Raw genomic sequence first — 20,843 nt, 5'->3', positions numbered from 1 at the left:
TCACGAATCAGCCGTGCATGCGCGGCGCCAGGTACAGCACCGCATAGATCGGCAGCCAGCTCAACACGACGAAGTACCAGTAGATCGCGTTCTCGCTGGTGTCGAGCAGCCGCTTCCCCTCAAATGGACCGATCTTCAGCAACAGCGCGAGCACCGCTGTATCGACGGTATCGGTCACCAGGTGCGTGGTATGCAGCCCGAGCAGCAGCCAGACGATCGACCCGTAAGCGTTCGCGTACCACATCACGTTCAGCGCCGTGAACTCGAAGCCGCGCAGCACGAGGAAAGCCAGCGCGAATGCGAGACAAACGCTGAGCCACAAGCATGCGCGAGCCCGTTCGCCACGCTCCGCCGCGCGCTTTGCGAGCTGGTTCGGCGCGAGGCTCAGCAACAGGATCGCCGTGTTCAGCGTGCCCCACAGCAGCGCAGGCGGCGGCGCGTGCATCGGCCACGCCGCGTTCACGCCGCGCAGATAGAAGTACATCGCGACCGCGATCGCGAACACCGTGCCTTCGATCACCATCAGACCTGCGGTCGCCCACCACATCAGGCTGCGATGGCTGAAGTCGAAGCTCGGCAACGCGCGCACGTCGAGGGTCGAGACGGTGCCCTCCGGCGTGCCACCGGACGCCGTGACGGCACGGATTTGCGGTTTTTCGTGCTGCGCTGTACCGCCTATTGGCGACGGCCATCGCTCCAGCGCGCGCGCCAGCGCATTACTCGCACGCGTTGGCCAGAACCACGCGATCATCGCCGCGGCGACCGGCACGGTCCCCCACCATACGGCCGTCGGCGTGAAGATCGAGCCGATGAAGAAGATCGTCGTCGCGACAGCGCTTAGAAACGGCCAGATCGACGGCGTCGGAAACAGCGGGCGGGTTTCGGCAATCGCATCGAGGGCGCTCGTCGTCAGCACCTCGCGCGCGCCGGCGGTGAAACCCGACACCGACGCCGGCTGCTGCGACGGCTCCCACAGCGGGTGGCGGCCATGCACGATCGGCAGCACGTCGAAGTTGTGCGGCGGCGGCGGGCTCGGCATGCTCCATTCGAGCGTGCCGCCGCCCCACGGATCGGCCGGCGCAGCGGCACCCCGGCGGCCGCTGCGCGCCACGTTGACGAGGAACAGCAAGACGCCGACGCCCATCAGATACGCGCCGACAGTCGCGCCCAGATTCATCGGCCCCCAGCCGAGCCCAGCGGGATAAGTCCAGATGCGCCGCGTCATCCCATGCAGGCCGAGCCAGTGCATCGGGAAGAAGGTCACGTTGAAGCCGATGAAGAACAGCCAGAAGTGCCAGCGCCCGAGGCGCTCGCCGAGCATGCGTCCGGTGATCTTGGGAAACCAGTAGTAGAACGCCCCGAACAGCGGAAACACCGCGCCGCCGATCAGCACGTAGTGCAGATGCGCGACCACGAAGTAAGTGTCGTGCACCTGCAAATCCAGCGAGACGGAGCCGAGCATGATGCCGGTCATGCCGCCCAGCACGAGAATGAAGAAAAACGCGAGCACGAACAGCAGCGGCGCACGAAGCCTGAGCTTGCCGGTCAACAGCGTCGCGAGCCAGCAATAGATCTGGATGCCCGACGGTACCGCGATCAGCACGCTCGCCGCCGTAAAGAAACTCTTGCCCAGTTCGGGCACCGTGGTCGCGAACATGTGATGCACCCAGAGGCCGAACGCAAGGAACCCGGTCGCGATCAGCGCGAGCACCATCGCCGGATAGCCGACCACCGGCCGGCGCGATAACGTCTCGATGATCGACGACATGAAGCCGAGCGCCGGAATGAAGATCAGGTAAACCTCCGGGTGTCCGAAAAACCAGAACAGGTGCTGCCAAAGCAGCACGTCGCCGCCGAGCGACGGGTTGTAAAACTGCGTGCTGACCAGCCGGTCCAGGATCAGCGCTGTGCTTGCCAGCATGATGGCGGGCATGGCGAACAGCACCATGAACTGCGTGACGAGCGTCGCCCACGCAAACAAAGGCAACCGGTTCAGCGACATGCCGGGCGCGCGCATCTTCAGAATGGTCGCGATCAGTACGATCGCTTCGAGCAGGGCGGACAGCTCGGTGAACGTGATCATCTGCGCCCAGATGTCGGAGCCCTTGCCGGTCGCATAGTCCGGGCCCGCCAGCGGCACGTAGCTGAACCAGCCCGAGCGCGGCCCCGCACCGATCGCGAACGCGATGTAGAGCGTCAGTCCGCCGAACAGGAACACCCAGTACGCGTACGCATTCATACGCGGAAACGCGACGCTGCGAGCGCCGATCATCAGTGGAATCAGGTAGCCGGCGACCGCCTGCATCACCGGTACGGCGAACAGGAACATCATCGTCGTGCCGTGCATCGTGAACAGCTGGTCGTAGAGGTCGGGACCAAGCAGGCGGTTGTTCGGTCGCGCGAGTTGCGTGCGCATCGCCAGCGCAAGGAGCCCCGCGAGCAGGAAGAATGCAAACGTCGTGACGATGAACCGCCGCGCGATCGTTTTATGGTTGATTGCTGACAACCAGCCAATCACGCCTGGCGGATCGCGCCACGTGTCGGCGAGCATTGCGCGCGTATCGGCGGGCGCGTCGGGTCCGTCCTTGATCGCAAGGTCGACGTGCAAGACGGGCGGGCGTTCAAGCGTGCTCATCGTAGCGTTCCTAGCCAGGCGACCAGCGCCTGCCGGTCGGATGCGGGAAGCGGCACCGCCGGCATCGTCGTGCCCGGCTTCGTCGCGTTCGGGTCGCGAATCCATGCCGCGAGGTTCTCCTGCGTGTTCGGCAGAACGCCTGCCGCGATCGTCTGCCGGCTCATCAGGTGCGTCAGGTCTGGGCCGAGCGTGCCCTGCGCCGACGTGCCTCGCACGGTATGGCAGTTCGCACAGCTGGACTGCTCGAAGATCCGCAGGCCGCGTTGCACGAGCACATTGGACGGACTGAGCGCCTCGGTCACGGCGGGCGCGGCCTGCTGCGCGCGCCACTGGGCGTATTTTTCGGGCGTGTCGGCGGTCACGAACATCGCCATCCATGCATGCTGGGCGCCGCAATATTCGGCGCACTGGCCGCGATAAATGCCGGGTTGATCGACGCGGAATTCGATCGTCGAATCGATGCCCGGCAGCATGTCCTTCTTGCCGTGTAAATTCGGCATCCAGAAGCTGTGGATCACATCGGTCGTCTTCAGCGCGATGATGACCGGGCGTCCCGCAGGCACGTGAAATTCGTTGGCGGTCGAAAACCCCGGCTGTTGGGCGTCACCGGGATAGTCGACTTTCCACCACCACTGCTCGCCGGTGACTTCGAGATGCAACGCGTTGTCGACGGGTAAGCGTGACAGCGCGCGATCGGTCAATACGTCGGCGACGATCAGCCCGAGCAACAGCGCGACCGAGGCGATACTGACTACTGCTACCACGCGCTGCGGTCCGCGTTCGCTCGGTCGAGCGAGCGGCGGGTGCTCATCGCCTTCTGTATTGGCGCCTCGGTCCGTGCGGCGCACCAGTGCAACCAGCACCGCCAATAGCACAGCGGCGAATACCGCGCCGCATACGATCAACGACAGGTGCCACAGCCGCACGATGTGCGCGGCCTGAATACCGGCCGGATGCAGCGCATCCTGTGAGGCGAGCTGTGCGCGAGCTGCTTCGGCCACGCAGCAAACGAGCGCAACTGAGACCTTTCGCACATCGAGCGAGTTGGAAAGAGGAGCCATGAGTCTAATGGGTCCAACGATAGAGACGATCCCGCGATGGAGAATCCGCTAAGCCGGTTTTCTCACGCCCGTGTGCTAGTCAAGGCACCAGCTTCACCTTGATCCAACCAGGCTCCCGCCGGTCGAACTCGCGATACGCCGCGATTGCATCGACTAGCGGCTCGCGCTGAGTCAACACCGCGAGCGGATCGAACGTGCCGTTGCGTACGAGTTCGATCAACCGCGGCGTCACCGCGCGATGGTTGCAGTTGCCCATGCGTAGCACCAGATTGCGGTTCATCGCCTCGCCGATCGGAAACACCCGATCGGTCGGCGGATACACACCGATGATCGCCACCGTGCCTGCCTTCGCGACGGCGCGCACCGCCCACTGCAATACCTGCGACGGGCCACTCCCGGGCTGCCAGTTGTCCCCGTCGGGCTTCGTGTGCGGCGCGAGCTCCCTGACCTCCTGATCGAACAGCGTCTGCTGGTCCTTCGCTTTCTGTGCGGCGGGTCCGTGCTCCGCGCGCACCGCATCGACGCCGACCGCATCGATCACGCGATCCACGCCGATGCCGCCGGTCAGTTGCAGGATCATGTCGACCGGGTCTTCGTCGTCGAAGTTGATCACTTCGGCCCCTTGTGCGCACGCCATGTCGAGCCGGGAAGCAACGCGATCGACCACCAACACCCGGCCCGCGCCCATCAGCTTCGCGCTCGCGATCGCGAATTGCCCGACCGGTCCCGCGCCGAACACCGCGACCGTATCGCCGGTACGGATGCCCGCCAGTTGTGCGCCGAAATAGCCAGTCGGAAAAATATCCGACAGCATGATTGCGCGGTCGTCGTCAATCTCGTCGGGCAACCGCATCAGGCTCGCGTTCGCGAGCGGCGCGCGCGCGAACTGCGCCTGCAACCCCTGAAACGGTCCAGTCGATTTCGGGCCGCCAAAAAATGCGGTGCCGGCCGCCGGCCCATGCGGATTCGCGGTATCGCATTGGGCGGTATAACCGGCGCGGCAATACGAGCAGAAGCCGCACGAGATCGTTGACGGGATCAGCACGCGATCGCCCCGGCGCAGATTGCGCACCGAGCGCCCTACTTCCTCGACGATGCCGAGGCCCTCGTGCCCGAGGATCGTACCGGGCTCCATCTCGCCGAGCGTGCCGCGCACCATGTGCAGGTCCGTGCCGCAAATCGCGCTCGACGTGAGTCGTACGAGCGCGTCGCTCGGCTGCTGCAATTGCGGGTCCGGCACGTTGTCGAGCCGGATATCCCCGATCCCGTGAAATACCACTGCCTTCATCATTCACCTCCGATGCTCGATGGCGTTAGCGCCCGTCAGGTCCTGTCGCCGACCGCGCGACTGCCCGGTGGTTCCGTGGTTCCGCGCGCAGCGGCGAGTTCCGTTTCGCCGGAAGGGCAATCCGTTGTGCCGTCATTCATGGCGGCTCCGTTGATCGACCGGGTTCCACCGTCGAGCAAACGCCATACCGAGCCACCGGTCGCGCGGCTCGTTCCGATCTGCCATACGGTCTGTGCGGGGTGATGCCCCCGTGTCGCCCCGTCGAGGTACGCTGGTTGCTATGTCGCTGGCTGACGAGCTGCACCCCAGGCCAACCGGCGATCCCGATCTTCATGACCGACACCGACATCACGCGCGACACGTCTGCCCGTCTGAACGCGATGCGCAGGACGCTGCGTGAGGTGTTCGGTATCAGCCGGCTGCGCCCCGGCCAACGGGACATCGTCCGCAGCGTGCTCGAACAGCGCGACACGCTCGCCGTGATGCCCACGGGGGCCGGCAAATCGCTGTGCTACCAGTTGCCGGCGTTGCATCTCGACGGTTGGACGCTCGTCGTGTCGCCGCTGATCGCGCTGATGAAAGACCAGTTCGACAAGCTGCGCGAGGCCGGCATCGACGCCTGGCGGATCAATAGCGCGGTGCCGGCTGCCGAGCTGCGCGAGACTTACGAAGCGTTGCGCGCCATGCGACGCGGCATCGTGTTCGTCACGCCCGAGCAGCTGACGCGGCCCGCGCTGATCGACGCATTGCAGGCGGGTTCGCGCCAGCGCATCAAACTCGTGGTCGTCGATGAGGCCCATTGCGTATCGCAGTGGGGCCATGACTTTCGCCCGGCGTTCCTGCGCATCGTCGATGCGGTCAAGGCGCTCGGCAAGCCGCCGATCCTCGCGCTGACCGCGACGGCGACGCCGGACATCCGCGAGGACATCGTCCGCTCGCTCGGCCTTCACGAGCCGCGTATCGTGAACACCGGCGTGTATCGCGACAATCTTCACTATCGAGTGACGCAGGTGTCGGTAGGAGGCGGACGCCAGCGGGCATCGACGCGCGCGAGAGAGGCGAAGACTGCCGCGTTGCGCACGCTGCTCGCGAGTGATTCCGGCCGAGGCATCGTCTACACGGCGACCGTGCGCGAAGCCGAACAACTGGCGGCAACGGTGCGCGGCTGGGAAGTTGCCGCCGCCTGCTATCACGGCCGCATGTCCGCGCGCGAGCGGCACGATGCGCAGGAGCGTTTCGTGTCGGGCGACGTGCGCGTGATGATCGCAACCAACGCGTTCGGAATGGGTGTCGATATTCCCGATATCCGCTTCGTCGTCCATTACCAGATTCCCGGCAGCATCGATGCGTATTACCAGGAAAGCGGACGCGCGGGCGCGACGGCAAGGTCGCGCGCTGCGAGCTGCTGTTCGACCTGAACGATCGGCGCGTGCAGCAGTTTCTGGCGCTGGGCCGCTATCCCGACGCCGCGCTGCTGCGGCGGATCAGCGACGCGCTCGCGCAGCGTACGAAAGCGACAGGTGCTGGCGTGACGGCGCACGAGCTGCTCGACGCGGTGCCGGACGTCGGCCGCAACAAGCTCGCCGTGGCGCTGAAGATGCTGACCGACTCGGGGCACGTATCGCGCAGCCGGCTGCAGCGGTATCGGCTATACGAGCACGGCCGCGACGGTGCACGCGAGCGCGCCGAGGACAGCGCGATCGAGGCCGCGGTCGAACGATATACGCAGCTCGCGACGCGCGATCGCGACGCACTCCAGCAGATCATCGATTACGCGCAAACCGGCGGCTGCCGATGGCGCGTGATGCTCGAATATTTCGGCGATGCGCAGGGGTTCGAGCGCTGCGGCACTTGCGACAACTGCCTGAATCCGCTCGCCGCGACGCTCGAAGCGCAACGAACCGCCCCCGACGATAAACGGCCGCCGCGCCACGCCAGCAGGAAGACGCGCTTCGGCCGCGGCGACGCAGTCCGCGTGCGCAAATACGGCTCGGGCCATGTGGTGTTTTCAACCGACGAACAGGTCGCGGTGCTGTTTCCCGATGGCACGACCCGCACGTTCATGGCGAGGTTCGTGAAGGCCGAGATCGCGTGAAGCGCGGCAACGTTCGCGCGGAGCATGCAGTGCTGCTCTTCGCGCCTATCGGAAACGCGCCCGCACCGCGGAGTGTCCGTAACCCTGTGCGAACGACAGCTCTACACGCGAGGCGCTGTGCTCATCATTATTAGCCGCCCTTTTCCTGCGACGGCTTCACTTCGGACAGGTCTTCTTTTTTGACTTCTGCTTGCCGCACGCTCGTGCCGTCATCGCCGGATTCGGAAATGTCCGTTTCGAACGTGTCTTCGTTGCCCGTGCCGGCGTCAGCAGGCTTCGGCGTTTTCGGCTGCTGTTGCTGGGTCGTCATGATTTGCTCCTTGAGTGTCACACGGCGCGTGATGCCGCGTAGACATCACTCAGCATGGACGATGCCCGGGAGCACAAGACCTTTGATCGTGACGATGTTCGCACCCGGAAGCAGGCGCGAATTGCCTTCCGTCTGCACCATAGAGCTGGAACTCGTATGGGCCGTACCGGATTCGAACCAGTAACCAACGGATTAAAAGTCCGCTGCTCTGCCAATTGAGCTAACGGCCCCGCCAGCCAGATGGCCACCCGCTGCCGGTAATTCTGGCGTCGGTGCTAGCCGATATCGATCGTTCGACTAGCGGACCGTGCCGGTTCCGTTTTCGGCACGGTCAACGTAAGAATGCCGTTGTCAAACTTTGCCAATGCATGGTCCGGGTCCGCATTGTCCGGCATCGGAATTCTGCGCACGAAGCTTCCATAGGCTCGCTCGAGCCGATAGCATCCGTCTTCTTCGCTGCGCACGTCCTGCTTCTTCTCGCCGCGCAGCACGATTGCCCCCTCCTCGACGCTCACGTTCAAGTCCTCGCGGCCCATCCCAGGCAGTTCCGCAGTAACGCGAAGCACCTGCCCCTCGTCCACGACGTCGATGCGCGGCTGGAAGCGCGAGGAACTGAAGTCGCCAAACCATCGTTCAAACGGACCACCGCCTGCAAATGGGTCACGAAAGAATTCCTCCACGGCACGCCACGGTTCGCGAAGAGATAGTCGTGGAATGTCAGGCCATGCGGTCCGCCACTCATCCGCGCGCCGGCCGTCTGTGTCGTCCCCTTCGGATTTGCGGGCGGCTCCGCGAAGGAACTTGAAGGGGTTCCATTTCTTTAGATCAGTGTTCATCGTGTGCTCCTTTCCTATCAGCGACGAAACGGGACTCCGGTCTCAGCGCCGCAACCGCTTCGACTCGACAGCCGAGAGGCGGTGGCCGGAGGACAGCATCCAGCTTCTTGCCAGTGCTGTCCCCCTTCGGCCGACTTCAGTCGGTACGCACCTCGATCCGGCGCGGTCGCGCTTCGTCGCGCCGCGGTATCGTCAGTTTCAATACGCCATCCTTCAGATTAGCCTCGATCTTCGACGCGTCGAAGTCGGCGCTCATGGAGAACGCCCGCGCGAAGTGAGGCTGACGGATCTCCGCGTGCTGCAGGCGCAGTTCCGCCGGTGTCGGCACCATCGCTTCTGCTTCGATGTACAGGTTGCCATCGTGGACCTTGACGTCCAGCCGCTCCTTGGTCACGCCCGGAAGATCCGCCCACAGCGTGATGCCGCGGCTGTCCTCGAAGATGTCTACCGGCGGCGTCAACGTGATCCGGCGTTGCGACGAATCACCGTCCCGCTGTGCCACCGCCGTTTGATCCTTTCTGGCGAGTTCAGTCGTGTCGTTCATGATGTCCTCCGTAGTTCTGCGCAGCGCTCACTGAACGGTGATCGCTCGCGGCCTTGACGCCTCGCTCTTGCCGATGCTCACCATCAGGCATCCATTGGTGTACCGCGCGCTGACCTTGCCAGGGTCCACGTGTTGCGGGAGCTCGACCACGCGCCGGAAAGCGCCAGCGAATCGCTCTTGTGCATAGGTGCGCGCATCATCGCCGCGGGCTTCCGGTTGCGAGGGCGCGCGCTCGCCGCTGATGGTCAGCAAGCCCTTGTCTAGTGATACTTCGAGCTTGGCCGGATCGACCCCCGGCGCGAACGCGACGATCTCGATCGAGTCGTCGGTCGAACCGATGTTGATCTGCGGGAAGGCGCCAGCGCTGCCGGAACGGATACTGGAAGGGAAGCCGCCGAACAGGCTCGCCATCTGCCGTTGCAGACGGTCGAGCTCACCGAACAGGTCGGCCCCGAAGTAAAGGTCACTCATGATCGTTTCCTCCTTCGATGCAGCACGGAAACGAACCGGCCTACGCGCTCCAGTCCGTCTGCCGAGCTGCGGGCAAACAAATCGAAACACGCAGCGCGCCGCAGGGCCGGCGCGACTGCCTGAGCGGAATTGAGAATAGTATGCACGCGGAAAATTTCAAGGTGCGTAGCCCAAATTTTTGTTCTTGAATTCGGCTCACCGAACACTATTTTCACGACACTCCGACCCACCATGCGAGGACATCATGGAATTCGAACATGACTGGCTCACCCTTGGGCGGCACCGAATCCGGTTGCGCTCAACGAAGGGTTTTCCAACCGAGACGATGCGCTCCGCGGCCGAAGTTATCCGGCTGGCGATCGACAACAATATGAGCGCCCGCGCGCGGCTGGTCGAAGTGGTATTCCGGCAGGAATCGGCTTATGAAATCTCCGTCGGCACCACTTTCGCGGACGACCGGCTTTGCGCGCCGCAGCTGGAAGCAGCGATCGCCACGGTGTTGGGCTTGCAGCTGGCGCAGATCAATATCTTTGTGACGGTGGTTACGCAGGAAGAGGTCGATCTGCACTTCGGCGTTTACGAAAGAATGCTGGCTGAAAAACTCGGCGTTGTGCCGCCGATCCAGTAACGCGTGGCGCCCGGAACAGGTAACGGCAACGCGCGCCCGATTGCCGCGAACGACGAGCGCCTGGCCCGACCCGGGCTCGCTCGTTCACCGCGACCAGGCCGCAACTTCATCTGTCAAACGCGCTCACGCGTTTGCGAAGATTATTGACTTGGCCGAAAGATCCGCTGGAACTAGCATCGACCATAGGGCGGGGACTGCAAGCCGTCCTGATTGCAGGATGATTGCGTTGCTTCCGCGCGTTCGAATTGATCCGCCGACGGGAGAGATGATGATTGAGCCAGTCGAATTTCTCACCACGGTCGACGCCGCGTGCGACGGTTACCGAAACGCTGGGTCCGACAAACGTATGAGGACATGATCAGAGGCGACTGCCCGCGAACATCAGCCGGCAACGGTGTCCATCACAAGCGGATAAGTCGAAACCACGCGGGGGCGAGCGCGGGCTCGCCCTTTTGATTCGATGGACGTACGTCTGAGTACTTCGCCACCGCCGTGCGCGCCGGTCAGATGAGTTCACGGAGTTTGTAATACCACATGCCCAGAACCAAAGCCGGCGTGCGCAGTCTCTTGCCGCCCGGGAACCGTCGATGCCTGATGCGGCTAAATACGTCGAAGCGGGAAGCATCGCCGCCGATCGCGTCCGCCAGAACCTTGCCGGCCATTCCCGCGAACACCAGCCCATGTCCGGAGAAGCCTTGCACATAGTAGAGGTTGTCGCCGATACGGCCGAGATCCGGCGCGCGGTTCATCGTGATGTCGACAAAGCCGCCCCATGCATATTCGATGTTCACGTCCGCGAGTTGCGGGAAAACACCCGTCATGCGTCTGCGCATGCGGTCGATCAGATTGCGCGGGGTGGTCGCGTCATACGTTTCACCTGCACCGAACAGCAGACGGTGATCCGCGCTCAGCCGAAAGTAATCGAGTATCAGATTGTTGTCGGACGCTGCGGCGCGGCCCGGCATCAGCGCGTCGGCCCGTGCGCTGGTAAGCGGTTCCGTTGCGATCATGTAGGTGCCCACGGGCATGATGCGGGCTTCGATCTCCGGTGCCGGATGATCGCCGAACTCTCCTAGATAAACGTTTCCAGCCATTACCACACGGTCACACGACACCTCGCCCTCGGCTGTCTTCACGACGGGCCGAGCGCCCCGATCGAGCCGCGACACGGCGGAATTCTCGAAAATCCTGACGCCCGCGCGACGCGCCGCCTCGCCAAGACCGAGGCAATAAAGAAGCGGATGAAGATGGCCAGACCCGGCGTCGTACACGCCCGCCGCGAACCGCTGCGAGGCTATCTGTGCGCCAAGCGCCGTGCGGTCCAGCCATTCGAGCGGATAGTCGTAGCGCTCGCGCGTGTGCCGCATCCAGTTCATCAGTTGTTCCGCCTTGCGATCGCTGACGGCAAGCGTCAGATATCCGCGCCGATAATGGCAATCGATGCCGAAGCGCGCAAGCCGATCTTCCAACAGTCGCATGCCCTCGAGCGACACATCCCACGCCGTTCGCGCGATCTCGCGGGAGCACTGGAGTTCGATCGCATCTTCGCCTTCGGCGCCAAAGCCGACGATCGCGTGACCACCGTTACGCCCGGACGCCCCCCAGCCGATGCGCTGCGCCTCCAGCAATGCGACGTCGAAGCCGCGCTCGGCAAGCTCCAGCGCACACGAAAGCCCCGCATAGCCACCGCCGATCACGCACACGTCCGCGTTGAGCTTCTCCTGCAACGGAGGGCCAGGCGGCGGACGGGTGACGCTCGCCTCGTAATACGAGTCCTCGACGACGCCCTGTTCTTTGGTCAACAGCGACGACATAAGCCGGTCTCCGAAGGTCTGCCCGCTATGGGACGCGTATGTTGAGAAATTGCCAGGGATCGTCGTCACACGGCGAATCGAAAAGTTGCGAGCGTTGCGCGAGCGGCGTCCACGAATCGTACACGCCAATCATCTCGCCCAGATAGGGTCGCGCGACCCGCATCACGGTTCGATAGTCGATGTCGTCCGGTTCGACTACGCCGGCGTCCGGATTCCCGAGCGCCCATACGATGCCGGCCAGGATACCGGCCACCACCTGCAGGCTCGTTGCGTCGTTGTGCGGCGCGAGGCGACGGGCTTGCGGCGTGGTCAGACGGGAGCCGTACCAGTAGACTCCGTTGTCGTTTCCCATCAACAGCACGCCGAGTTCGTCGGCGCCATCGACGATCTCATCGCGCATGATCCGCTTTTGGTCCTGCAGGCGCCAGCCTCGTCCGGCGAACTCGTCGATCGAAAGAAACGCATCGTCGCAGGGCCGGTAAGCATAGTGCACCGTCGGACGGTAGATCACTTCGCCATCCTTGCGAAGAGTCAGATGGTCGGCAATGGAGATCGACTCTCCATGCGTAATCAGAAACCCATGATAACTACCGGCGAGCGGCGTCCAACTGCGTACGCGGGTCGCAAGTCCCGGGCGTTGCAGGTAGATCGCCGCATCACTGCCGAATCCGTGCCGACGCGCGTCCGCAGGCCAATGCCGTTCATGCGTACCCCATCCCAGTTCCGCCGGCTGCATGCCCTCTTCCACGAAAGCGTCGACGGACCACGTATTGACGAACTCGTTTGGCGCCTTGCGGCATTTGGCGACCTGGAAGTCCCGCTCCGCTACGTGAATCGCCTTGATGTTGAGCCGCTGCGCGAGCGCCGCCCAGTCTTCGTAGCTTTTCAGCGCTGTTGGCTCGATGCCGCTGTTGGAGGCCATATCGACCAGCGCCTGCTTGACGAACGCCGAAGCCAGTCCGGGGTTCGCGCCTTGCGTGAGAATGGCGGTCGGACCGTCGCGCTTGTCGAGGCGAAAGGCCAGCAAAGCCTCACGAAGCGCATAGTTGCTGCGCCTGGAGGCGGAACGATCGGGATCGGTTGACTCCCCTTCCCATGGCTCGATGGATGTGTCGAGATACAGCGCGCCATGAGACCAGCAGAAGCGCACGAGCGATTCGCTCGACACGTTCACTGACAGATTCAGCACGAGGTCGCCTCTTTTGACGTAGCCGGCAAGCAGCGCTTCGAAGTTGTTCTCCGACAGCGCCTGCTCGACGACGCTCATCCCGCATTCGCGAGCGATTGTCGTATCGTTGCCGGGCGGGCAGAACACGGTCACGTGTTTCGGGCAAACCTCGATGTGCCTGAAAAGTATCGGTAACAGCGAACTCGCGACGCTTCCCAATCCAATGATCACAATATTGCCGTGACAAACGGCGTGCTTTGTCCAATTCACCTGCGCGCTCATCTCTGCTCCCAACCACAACGCTTCGGTATGCGCGTGTTCTCGTGTTCGGTTTTTTGTGATCCATCGTGACGGGCCGTACCCTTCCGATAGCATTCCGCATTCCGCATGCTGCTGCTCGCCTCACGCTCAGGGCCGCGGCGGTTCGCCGGGAACGCTCGTTGCTCAACGTAACATCGTCAATACGGAACGCATAACGGAGACAGCCATGGCTGCGCGTTTTTCGCGGCCGAACGGCGCGCCCCGTTCCGTTGCGGGAGAAAAGCGATGTCCATTCAGGAATATGCGCCGTATCGCGGCTGCGATGTCGAGGTGAACGTCACGCTATCGAAGACGCATTGGCTCGGCGGTAAATATCGCCGTTATCGCGTGTCATGGACCGTGAGGTTGCCCGGCAATCCGCACCAGGAAGTGGTCAGTTTTCCGGAGCAGTTCGATTTTCTGACTGAGCGGGAGGCGTTCAGGTATGGAGAAAATCGGGCGCACACCTATGTCGATTCGATGTTGTCGACGCCGTCTCAAAGGCGCAGGCTGCGCGACGAGGTCGCGCAGCCCGGCACGCGCCATGAGGTTTGATGGATCGAGCAGGCGCGCGCGCTTTTGCTGAAGCCGGCCCAGCCGTCGCGTAAGGCGCGCAAGACCTCTTCGCAGGTGCGGGAAAAGTCGATGCCGACACCTCGCACCCGTTCATGCACGTCCAGGCGCAGCGTGACATTCCGCGACGCCGCACAACCGATGACACGCGGGAATCGGGTTGTAATATCCTAATCAGGAGATCCTCCGCGAGCGGCTTGGGCGACACCAATCGACCTCGACGGAGCCCCGTGGAGGGACAGCATGAGAGGCTTCCTTCTGGCGTTGGCATGCGCGTGCGAACTGTCGGCCGCCACGGCGCAGGATTTATTACCTGCCCCTCGGACTGCAGCGCCGGTCGCCACGACGGACTTCCTGGCCATGGCGAAGCGAGTGGTCGACGCCGCTTCGCGACCCGCCGCACCTTGGAGCGGGCCGCGCAATGGGCCACGCGCGCAATCAGGAAAACATATCGCCGTCGTCGCCGACGATTTGCGCAACGGCGGCATCCTCGGTGTGGTCGATGGTGTACTGGAGGCGGCCAAGGTCATAGGCTGGCGCGTCAAGATCTTCGATTCCGGCGGTACGGCCGAACTCCGTCTAAAGATGCTCGCGAATGCGCTGGCAGGCCACCCCGACGGTCTGATCCTCGCCGGCGGCGACGCACATGCGCTGCTCCCCGCACTGCAGCCGTTTACCGACAGCAACATCCCGATCGTCGGCTGGCATGTGGCGGCGCGGGCCGGACCGGTGCCGGGCACGCCGGTCGCGATGAACGTCTCGACAGATCCGCTCGAGGTTGCACGGGTGACCGCGCTCGCGGCCGTCGTGCAGTCTGCCGGACATGCGGGCGTCGTCATCTTCACGGATACCGGTTTCCGCATCGCACAGGAAAAGGCGGACGCAATGGCTGCTGTCGTCCGCGCGTGCAGTGGCTGTGCCCTGCTCGAAGTGCGCGACGTGGCGATCTCGCGCAGCGAGCAGCTGGTGCCGGAGGCGACACGCGCGCTGCTCGCGCGCTACGGCCCACGCTGGACCTGTGCGCTGGGGATCAACGACATCTACTTCGACTACGCCGTGCCGGTGTTGACGCAGGCGGGAATACCAAACGCTGAAATGATCATGCTGTCGGCCGGCGACGGCAGCGAGTCTGCCTTCCTGCGCATCCGCACCGGAACATTCCAGACGGGGACCGTCGCCGAACCGCTGAATCTGCACGGCTGGCAGTTGGTAGACGAACTGAACCGGCTTTTCGCTGGAGAAGCCGTCACGGGGTACGTGAGTCCCGTGCATCTCGTAACGGCGGACAACATCGCCGCTGACGGCGGCGATCGCCTGCTCTACGATCCTGACAATGGCTATCGCGACATTTATCGTCGGATCTGGCACCGCCCGTGAAACTGCCATTCCCACAATCGCTGACCGCTCAGTATGCGCTCGTCGCCTCGTGCCTGGCCGCGCTGGTGGTCGTGGTCGGCGCCACGTCGATCTACTCGTTGGCCAGTTCGACCTACTCGATCCGTCAGCTGGCCGAAGAGCGGCTCGCCCGCCTCGTGGATGCGCAGGATCTCGTGCAGCACACGCTGACGATCGAACGCCTCGCGTTGCAGTTGTCCAGCGACGATACGGTTGAAGCCGTGCGCGAGACGCATCGGCAGGTGCTCGAACAGTTGGCATCCTTCGACGGCCTGGTCGACCGGCTGGCCTCCGCGACCACGAGCGAAGACCCAGGCGTCGACCCGCTGACTCTTTATCGGTCGAGCCAACGCTTTCGCAACATCGTCAACATCGAGGCGCAGGTGCGCGAGACCGCGCTCGCCAGCCGCGGTGCCTCGGCGTCAGTGCAACCGGCAGGTGTGTCGCTGGCCAGCCTCGACGCGGATCTGCGCGGCGCGGCCGACGCTCTCGCCGCCGCGGCGCACCGGCAGTCGGATGATTTGACGAATGAATACCGCGAAGCAGTCCAGGATCTGGCCGCTCGCGCAGATCGCACACGTAAATGGGTGGCAGGCGGAGTCGCTGTAAGCCTGTTGCTCACCTGGCTGATCGCCCGCGAATTCCTGGGGCGCCACGTCGTGGCGCGCCTGCGCCGCGTCAGCCATTTTCTGCGACACGGCGATGCCGGAAACACGCAAGCCGGCGTCCCCGTGCACGGCGGCGACGAGATTGCCGATATGGCGCGTGCCGTCGAGCAATTCCTCGAAGACCGACGCCAACGCCGCCAGGCCGAGGATGCGTTAAAGGAGCTCAACGCCGAGCTCGAGGCACGCGTCGCCCAACGAACGGCGGAACTCAGTACAGCGCTTGCGGGTCAGGCCGGCGAAATCGCCGAACGTCAGCACGCCGAAGATGCGCTTCGGGAAAGCGAGAACTTTCTTAACAGCATCATCGAAAACATCCCGGACATGGTCTTCGTCAAGGAGGCCGAGACCTTCCATTACGTGCGCTTCAACAAGGCAGCGGAGCAACTTCTCGGCTACCGGCGCGAGGAACTCCTCGGCCGCTCCGTCCATGACCTGTTTCCGGTCGACGAGGCCAATTTCTTCGCTCTGAAGGATCGCGCCGTGCTGGAGTCGCGACGAATGATCGACATACCGGAGGAGCCGGTTCATACGCGCCATGGACTTCGCCTCGTACACACGATGAAGATTCCGATCGTCGATATGCGCGGCGAGCCCCGGTTCCTGCTCGGCATCTCACGTGATATCACGGAGCAAAAGCAGGCCGAAGCGGAATTGCGGCGCTATCGCGAGCACCTCGAAGACATGATTCGCGAGCGGACAGCGGAACTGGCCGTCGCCAAGGAGCGCGCCGATGCGGCCAATCAGGCCAAGAGTGAGTTTCTGGCACACATGAGCCACGAGCTGCGCACGCCGCTCAACGGAATTCTTGGGTACGCGCAAATCCTCAAGCGCGACACGACCCTCGATCAGCACCAGCTCGACGGACTGACAGTAATCCAGCGCAGCGGCGAGCACCTGCTTACGCTCATCGACGACATCCTGGATATCGCCAAAATCGAGGCCGGGAGAATGGAACTCAATTTGTCCGACGTCCCGCTCGAGCAGTTCGTCTCCTTTATCGCCGAGACGATTCGGGTGAAGGCCACGGAAAAAGGCTTGGACTTCGTTTGCGAGATGCCGCCGGATCTGCCCGCGTGTGTGCGGGTGGACGAAATACGGCTGCGTCAGGCGCTGCTCAACCTGCTCTCCAACGCGATCAGATTTACCGAGAAGGGCAGCGTGCGTCTGCGCGTCGCTTTCCTGCCGCCGGCGCGCCTATGTTTTGAAGTGCGGGACACCGGCATCGGCATAGATCAAGGGCGTCTGGAGGAAATCTTCAGTCCTTTCGAGCAGGTGAGCGACGACCGCCATCGCTTTGGCGGTACGGGCCTGGGGCTAGCCATTAGCCGGCAACTCGTGCGCCTGATGGGAGGCGAGATCCACGTCGAAAGTCGCCGCGATATAGGCAGCGCCTTTTCGCTCGAGCTGGACGTCGAGGTGGTAGCGCCTTACGCGGCTGTCGCCGCGTCCGAACGGCTCGTGAGCGGCTACCATGGGCTGCGCAAGACTATCCTGGTCGCGGATGACGTGGCGGAGAACCGTGCCGTGATGGTCGATATGCTCGGTCCGCTCGGATTCGACATGGCGCAGGCTGGTAATGGAGCAGAAGCACTGGAGAAAATCGAATCCCTGCATCCTGCGCTCGTCCTGATGGATGTGGTCATGCCCGGCACGGACGGCCTCGAAACCACGCGTCGCTTGCGCCAGATGCCCGAGTTCCGCGACCTCCCGATCGTCGCAGTCTCCGCACGCGCGTCGAGAACCGATGCGGCGCAAAGTCTGGAGGCCGGCGCAAATGCCTTTCTGGCCAAACCGATCGAGTTCGGCCAGCTATTGTCCGTCGTTGCGGCCCTCCTGAATGTCGAGTGGATCGATGCAGCTTCAGACGCACAGGTCACTGAAGCCGGCCAATCGGCTGTACCCGCTGGCGCGCCTCTTTCTGACCACTTGAAAGCGCCTCCGCCGGAGGAAATTCAAGCGCTGCATTACCTCGCGCGACTCGGCGATATGCGTGCCATCGTGCAACACGCCCAGCACTTGACCGAGCTCGACGAGCGCTATCGACCCTTCGCGGACCACCTCTGCAGGTTGGCAAAGGCTTACCGGTCCAAGTCGATTCTCAACTTCGTTGAGCAATATCTGGAAGGAAGACAAACCTGATGATTTGCGCCGCGGAGCGTGAATCGCTTCGTCTCACGTTCCAGATCATGTTCGAGCTTCACCATCGAGCGGAATGTGAATCGAAACCATGGTGCCCGCGCCTGGCGCGCTGTCGATTGAAAGCGATCCGCCAATCAGCCGCGCGCGCTCGTTCATGCCGAGCAGGCCATATGAATAGTCGCGCCTCACGACTTGCTGATCGAAACCGCGGCCATCGTCACGCACCTGCAGCAAGAGCTTCGCCGCCGTCGAAACAAGCGTCACCTCGACACGTGTGGCGTCGGCATGCCGCGCGACGTTCGTCAGCGACGCCTGTGCGATGCGGAACAGGGCCGTCGCATGGGCGTCGGACAGCGCGGGGTCGCCGCCTTCGATGCGCAATTCACACGCAATCGCATGGCGGCGGTTGAACTCCTCGACAAGCCATTCGAGCGCGGACACGATTCCGAAGTTGAGCGCGGCGGGCCGCAAATGGCTCGCGACATTGCGCACCATCGAGATCGTGCCTTCGACCAGTTGACGCATATCATCGGCTTTTTTCGAGGCTTCCGGGTCGTGCGCTATGCGCATCTTGAGCAGAGACACGTCCATCTTGAGCGCAGTCAGCAATTGGCCCAGTTCGTCGTGAATCTCCATCGCAATGCGCTTTCTCTCCTCCTCGCGGATCGCCTCCATATACGCGGACAGTTCGCGCTGCTGCTCGCGCGATTCGACGAGTTCCTGTTCCATCTGCTTGCGTCCCGTAATGTCGTTCAGGCCGACATAGATCGCGGGAGAATCGTCGTAAGTCGCGACGCGCGCCGTCGCCATCGCCCAGAAGCTTGTACCGTCCGCACGCCGGAACTGTATCTCCCTGTTGCGCAAGCTGCCCTTCGTCCGCAGATGCTCGATCAGACGCTCGCGCTCCGCCCGGTCGGCGTAAAAATCCGCGATCCTGGCGGTCAAGCGTTCGTCCATGCCGAAGAGTTCGCGCAGCGGCTGATTCGTGTACAGGATGTGCCCGTCGGGCATCGACGTGATGCACAGCGGCACCGGACTCGTTTCGACGATCGCGCGAAAGCGAGCCTCGCTTGCCTGCAAGCACGCGTTCGCGCGCGCCAGTTCTTCCGTACGCAGCGCGACACGCCGCTCGAGATCGTCGCGCGCTTGCGATAACGCAGCCTCCGTTTCCTTGCGAATGGCCACTTCCGCCAGCAGTTGCCGGTTTTGCGCGAGAACCTGCTTGTGCATCACCCGCAGCTCGAGATGCACGCCAACGCGCGCCACCATCTCGTCGACGCGCAACGGCTTGGTCACATAGTCGACGCCACCCGCCAGAAAACCTTCGACGCGGTCCTCGTTGCCCGTCAGCGATGTCATGAACAAGACGGGAATATCGCGCGTGCGCTCGTCAAGCTTGAGGCGTCGACAGGTCTCGAAGCCGTCGATGCCCGGCATCTTCACGTCGAGCAGGATCACATCGGGCTGCGAGAAGACCGCGCGCTCCAACGCTTCGATACCGTCGAGCGCCACCAGCACGCGAATGCCTCGCGCTTCGAGACTGTCGACAACTACGCCGAGATTGCCCGGCGTATCATCGACGATCAGAATGGTGCCGGTCTGCGCGACCGGGTTGGCCAAATGGCTCATGATGCGGTGTTCCCTTTGAGAGACCGCTCAACGAGTTGCAGGTTGAACTTCCACCGACCGGCGCGCGCGGGTTGATGCGATTCGTTCATCGCGCACATGACGAAGGCCGCCCCGCCATGCGGCGAAAATGTCGAAGGCTATATATCCCCGCGAGTGCCGCCGTTGTGGGTGTCCTATTCTGCACTCGATGTCAGAGCCTGGTCCATCGCGCGCTCACCGGTTTCGAAACGTCCGATGAAACATATGCGCCGCGGCCTCACTGCCGCCGCACGCTGGCTGCACGCTTTTGTACGCTCGTCTGCGCTTTTTGCCGGGTTGCGGTTCGCTATTCCGCCACCTCGCCCACCACGGCCAGCAGCCGGACTGTGCGAGGCTCCGTCAGTTCGTCGATCAGGTCGGCTACTTCGCACAGCGCGCGAAACTCATACTCGTTGATCTGCTCCGCGTGATTGCGACGCAATTCGCGCATCGTTTCGCCCAGGCGTCGGAGCGCGGCAGGCGTGCTGTCGATCAGCGGCCAGCAGTGCATCAAATATGCAAGCGATCTCACGCTGCGCGCCTCGCACCACGTGTCGAACAGCCGTAGACATATCGAATCGATCTGCTCGACGACGTTCTCCCGCTCCGACAGATAGCCCATCATGATCCATCAATTCGACATTGCATTTCGATACTTCATCATCTATGAGCAGGAGTTGTGTCGCATTCAGCGCAAGCTGGAAAATCAGGGTGGGTCATCCTGATTCGCGTGTCAGGAAATCCTGAGTGCCATGCCGATTCCGATGGAGGAAATCCGGACGACCGCAAATGGTCGTGCGGCTGGGTCCGAATCGGGCGTTTCCGGATTCCGAAGGCAATGCGGCCGTGCGCCACTGATCCCATCACCTCTACATCTGGAATACGTTGATCACGCTGCCGAAGGACAATCCGCTGCGTGCAACCTCGCCAGTGCCGCATCGGAGAGATCGAACGCACGCAGACGCTCGCGCCGCGCCGCGTTGTTGCGCCGCGAGCCGAGCGCGCCGACGTAAGGTGATGAGCCCCACGTCTTCACCACGGTCACGAGCAGCACGCGGTGCCCTGCGCCGAGCCAGCGCTGGCATGCGCGAAGCACCTCGAGATTGACGCTGTCCATCATCGCCTCCTGCTCTGCGACACATATGCCGGACACGACATGGCCGGCTTGTGCGAGCAGTGTAAACAAGCCCCCAGGTGCGCGGAATCAGCGATTTTTTATCGATTCATCAAGACAGCCGATCAATGCTCGCGTCGCATTGCGAGCATCGCTC

Annotated in this window: 18 protein-coding genes and 1 tRNA gene; 6 read left to right on the top strand and 13 right to left on the bottom strand. The window is 63.1% G+C overall.

Annotated elements, in window-relative coordinates; all coding sequences use genetic code 11:
• Positions 1-7: 7 nt before the first annotated feature.
• The 3 genes from ctaD to BC1002_RS33340 form a co-directional block, all read right to left on the bottom strand.
• The gene (ctaD, locus tag BC1002_RS33350) at positions 8-2,635 is read right to left on the bottom strand and encodes a cytochrome c oxidase subunit I (RefSeq protein ID WP_013094382.1); all 2,628 of its coding nucleotides are present in this window, start codon (positions 2,633-2,635) and stop codon (positions 8-10) included.
• Complete coding sequence (coxB, locus tag BC1002_RS33345) at positions 2,632-3,696, bottom strand: cytochrome c oxidase subunit II (protein ID WP_013094381.1); 1,065 nt, start codon at positions 3,694-3,696, stop codon at positions 2,632-2,634. The genes ctaD and coxB overlap by 4 nt, the downstream gene beginning before the upstream one ends.
• A gap of 79 nt (positions 3,697-3,775) precedes the next feature.
• The gene (locus BC1002_RS33340) at positions 3,776-4,984 is read right to left on the bottom strand and encodes a zinc-dependent alcohol dehydrogenase (RefSeq protein WP_013094380.1); all 1,209 of its coding nucleotides are present in this window, start codon (positions 4,982-4,984) and stop codon (positions 3,776-3,778) included.
• A gap of 332 nt (positions 4,985-5,316) precedes the next feature.
• Here BC1002_RS33340 and BC1002_RS39640 point away from each other — a divergent pair, with 332 nt between their 5' ends.
• Together BC1002_RS39640 and BC1002_RS39635 are read left to right on the top strand one after the other, a co-directional pair.
• Positions 5,317-6,402, top strand: coding sequence for a RecQ family ATP-dependent DNA helicase (locus tag BC1002_RS39640; protein WP_337999516.1), 1,086 nt, complete (start codon positions 5,317-5,319; stop codon positions 6,400-6,402).
• Positions 6,403-6,413: 11 nt separating this feature from the next.
• Positions 6,414-7,079, top strand: a complete 666-nt coding sequence (locus BC1002_RS39635) for a RecQ family zinc-binding domain-containing protein (RefSeq protein ID WP_337999515.1) — start codon at positions 6,414-6,416, stop codon at positions 7,077-7,079.
• 130 nt (positions 7,080-7,209) lie between these two features.
• Here BC1002_RS39635 and BC1002_RS33330 read toward each other — a convergent pair whose 3' ends face one another.
• From BC1002_RS33330 to BC1002_RS33310, 5 genes are all read right to left on the bottom strand, one after another.
• Positions 7,210-7,389, bottom strand: coding sequence for a hypothetical protein (locus tag BC1002_RS33330; protein WP_013094379.1), 180 nt, complete (start codon positions 7,387-7,389; stop codon positions 7,210-7,212).
• A 157-nt stretch (positions 7,390-7,546) separates the two neighbouring features.
• Positions 7,547-7,619: transfer RNA gene (locus BC1002_RS33325), tRNA-Lys, on the bottom strand.
• Positions 7,620-7,664: 45 nt separating this feature from the next.
• Positions 7,665-8,225, bottom strand: coding sequence for an Hsp20/alpha crystallin family protein (locus BC1002_RS33320; protein WP_013094377.1), 561 nt, complete (start codon positions 8,223-8,225; stop codon positions 7,665-7,667).
• A 136-nt stretch (positions 8,226-8,361) separates the two neighbouring features.
• Positions 8,362-8,769 carry an Hsp20/alpha crystallin family protein gene (locus tag BC1002_RS33315; RefSeq protein ID WP_013094376.1) on the bottom strand — a complete coding sequence of 136 codons (408 nt, stop codon included), beginning with the start codon at positions 8,767-8,769 and terminating at the stop codon, positions 8,362-8,364.
• Positions 8,770-8,796: 27 nt separating this feature from the next.
• Complete coding sequence (locus tag BC1002_RS33310) at positions 8,797-9,240, bottom strand: Hsp20/alpha crystallin family protein (protein ID WP_013094375.1); 444 nt, start codon at positions 9,238-9,240, stop codon at positions 8,797-8,799.
• Between the two features lie 244 nt (positions 9,241-9,484).
• Between BC1002_RS33310 and BC1002_RS33305 the strand changes: the two genes are divergently transcribed.
• On the top strand, positions 9,485-9,868 hold the full coding sequence (locus BC1002_RS33305) for a hypothetical protein (protein WP_013094374.1): 384 nt from the start codon (positions 9,485-9,487) through the stop codon (positions 9,866-9,868).
• 503 nt (positions 9,869-10,371) lie between these two features.
• On the opposite strand, the gene BC1002_RS33300 is transcribed toward BC1002_RS33305, so the two are convergent.
• Entirely contained in the window at positions 10,372-11,682 is a 1,311-nt protein-coding gene (locus tag BC1002_RS33300; protein ID WP_013094373.1) for an NAD(P)/FAD-dependent oxidoreductase, read from the bottom strand.
• Between the two features lie 25 nt (positions 11,683-11,707).
• Entirely contained in the window at positions 11,708-13,132 is a 1,425-nt protein-coding gene (locus tag BC1002_RS33295) for a homospermidine synthase (RefSeq protein WP_013094372.1), read from the bottom strand.
• 264 nt (positions 13,133-13,396) lie between these two features.
• On the opposite strand from BC1002_RS33295, the gene BC1002_RS33290 reads away from it, so the two are divergent.
• The 3 genes from BC1002_RS33290 to BC1002_RS33280 all read left to right on the top strand — a co-directional run bounded on the left by BC1002_RS33290 (position 13,397) and on the right by BC1002_RS33280 (position 17,925).
• A complete protein-coding gene (locus BC1002_RS33290; protein WP_013094371.1) occupies positions 13,397-13,705 on the top strand; it encodes a hypothetical protein in 309 nt (102 codons plus the stop codon).
• A gap of 261 nt (positions 13,706-13,966) precedes the next feature.
• Positions 13,967-15,100 carry a substrate-binding domain-containing protein gene (locus BC1002_RS33285; protein WP_013094370.1) on the top strand — a complete coding sequence of 378 codons (1,134 nt, stop codon included), beginning with the start codon at positions 13,967-13,969 and terminating at the stop codon, positions 15,098-15,100.
• On the top strand, positions 15,097-17,925 hold the full coding sequence (locus tag BC1002_RS33280; RefSeq protein ID WP_013094369.1) for an ATP-binding protein: 2,829 nt from the start codon (positions 15,097-15,099) through the stop codon (positions 17,923-17,925). The genes BC1002_RS33285 and BC1002_RS33280 overlap by 4 nt, the downstream gene beginning before the upstream one ends.
• A 45-nt stretch (positions 17,926-17,970) precedes the next feature.
• On the opposite strand, the gene BC1002_RS33275 is transcribed toward BC1002_RS33280, so the two are convergent.
• The 3 genes from BC1002_RS33275 to BC1002_RS39890 form a co-directional block, all read right to left on the bottom strand.
• Entirely contained in the window at positions 17,971-19,554 is a 1,584-nt protein-coding gene (locus tag BC1002_RS33275; protein ID WP_013094368.1) for a hybrid sensor histidine kinase/response regulator, read from the bottom strand.
• A 325-nt stretch (positions 19,555-19,879) separates the two neighbouring features.
• The gene (locus BC1002_RS33270) at positions 19,880-20,197 is read right to left on the bottom strand and encodes a hypothetical protein (RefSeq protein ID WP_041735812.1); all 318 of its coding nucleotides are present in this window, start codon (positions 20,195-20,197) and stop codon (positions 19,880-19,882) included.
• A 264-nt stretch (positions 20,198-20,461) separates the two neighbouring features.
• Entirely contained in the window at positions 20,462-20,692 is a 231-nt protein-coding gene (locus BC1002_RS39890; protein WP_420798801.1) for an XdhC family protein, read from the bottom strand.
• Positions 20,693-20,843: the final 151 nt, after the last annotated feature.

It is taken from the genome of Paraburkholderia atlantica, from assembly GCF_000092885.1.
Classification (GTDB): Bacteria; Pseudomonadota; Gammaproteobacteria; order Burkholderiales; family Burkholderiaceae; genus Paraburkholderia; species Paraburkholderia atlantica.
This window is presented reverse-complemented; position numbering and strand designations above follow the sequence as displayed.

Coding starts and splice junctions, on each gene's coding strand:
- ctaD (WP_013094382.1), bottom strand. CDS start 2,635: ATGAGCACGCTTGAACGCCCGCCCGTCTTGCACGTCGACCTTGCGATC.
- coxB (WP_013094381.1), bottom strand. CDS start 3,696: ATGGCTCCTCTTTCCAACTCGCTCGATGTGCGAAAGGTCTCAGTTGCG.
- BC1002_RS33340 (WP_013094380.1), bottom strand. CDS start 4,984: ATGAAGGCAGTGGTATTTCACGGGATCGGGGATATCCGGCTCGACAAC.
- BC1002_RS39640 (WP_337999516.1), top strand. CDS start 5,317: ATGACCGACACCGACATCACGCGCGACACGTCTGCCCGTCTGAACGCG.
- BC1002_RS33330 (WP_013094379.1), bottom strand. CDS start 7,389: ATGACGACCCAGCAACAGCAGCCGAAAACGCCGAAGCCTGCTGACGCC.
- BC1002_RS33320 (WP_013094377.1), bottom strand. CDS start 8,225: ATGAACACTGATCTAAAGAAATGGAACCCCTTCAAGTTCCTTCGCGGA.
- BC1002_RS33315 (WP_013094376.1), bottom strand. CDS start 8,769: ATGAACGACACGACTGAACTCGCCAGAAAGGATCAAACGGCGGTGGCA.
- BC1002_RS33310 (WP_013094375.1), bottom strand. CDS start 9,240: ATGAGTGACCTTTACTTCGGGGCCGACCTGTTCGGTGAGCTCGACCGT.
- BC1002_RS33305 (WP_013094374.1), top strand. CDS start 9,485: ATGGAATTCGAACATGACTGGCTCACCCTTGGGCGGCACCGAATCCGG.
- BC1002_RS33300 (WP_013094373.1), bottom strand. CDS start 11,682: ATGTCGTCGCTGTTGACCAAAGAACAGGGCGTCGTCGAGGACTCGTAT.
- BC1002_RS33295 (WP_013094372.1), bottom strand. CDS start 13,132: ATGAGCGCGCAGGTGAATTGGACAAAGCACGCCGTTTGTCACGGCAAT.
- BC1002_RS33290 (WP_013094371.1), top strand. CDS start 13,397: ATGTCCATTCAGGAATATGCGCCGTATCGCGGCTGCGATGTCGAGGTG.
- BC1002_RS33285 (WP_013094370.1), top strand. CDS start 13,967: ATGAGAGGCTTCCTTCTGGCGTTGGCATGCGCGTGCGAACTGTCGGCC.
- BC1002_RS33275 (WP_013094368.1), bottom strand. CDS start 19,554: ATGAGCCATTTGGCCAACCCGGTCGCGCAGACCGGCACCATTCTGATC.
- BC1002_RS33270 (WP_041735812.1), bottom strand. CDS start 20,197: ATGATGGGCTATCTGTCGGAGCGGGAGAACGTCGTCGAGCAGATCGAT.
- BC1002_RS39890 (WP_420798801.1), bottom strand. CDS start 20,692: ATGATGGACAGCGTCAATCTCGAGGTGCTTCGCGCATGCCAGCGCTGG.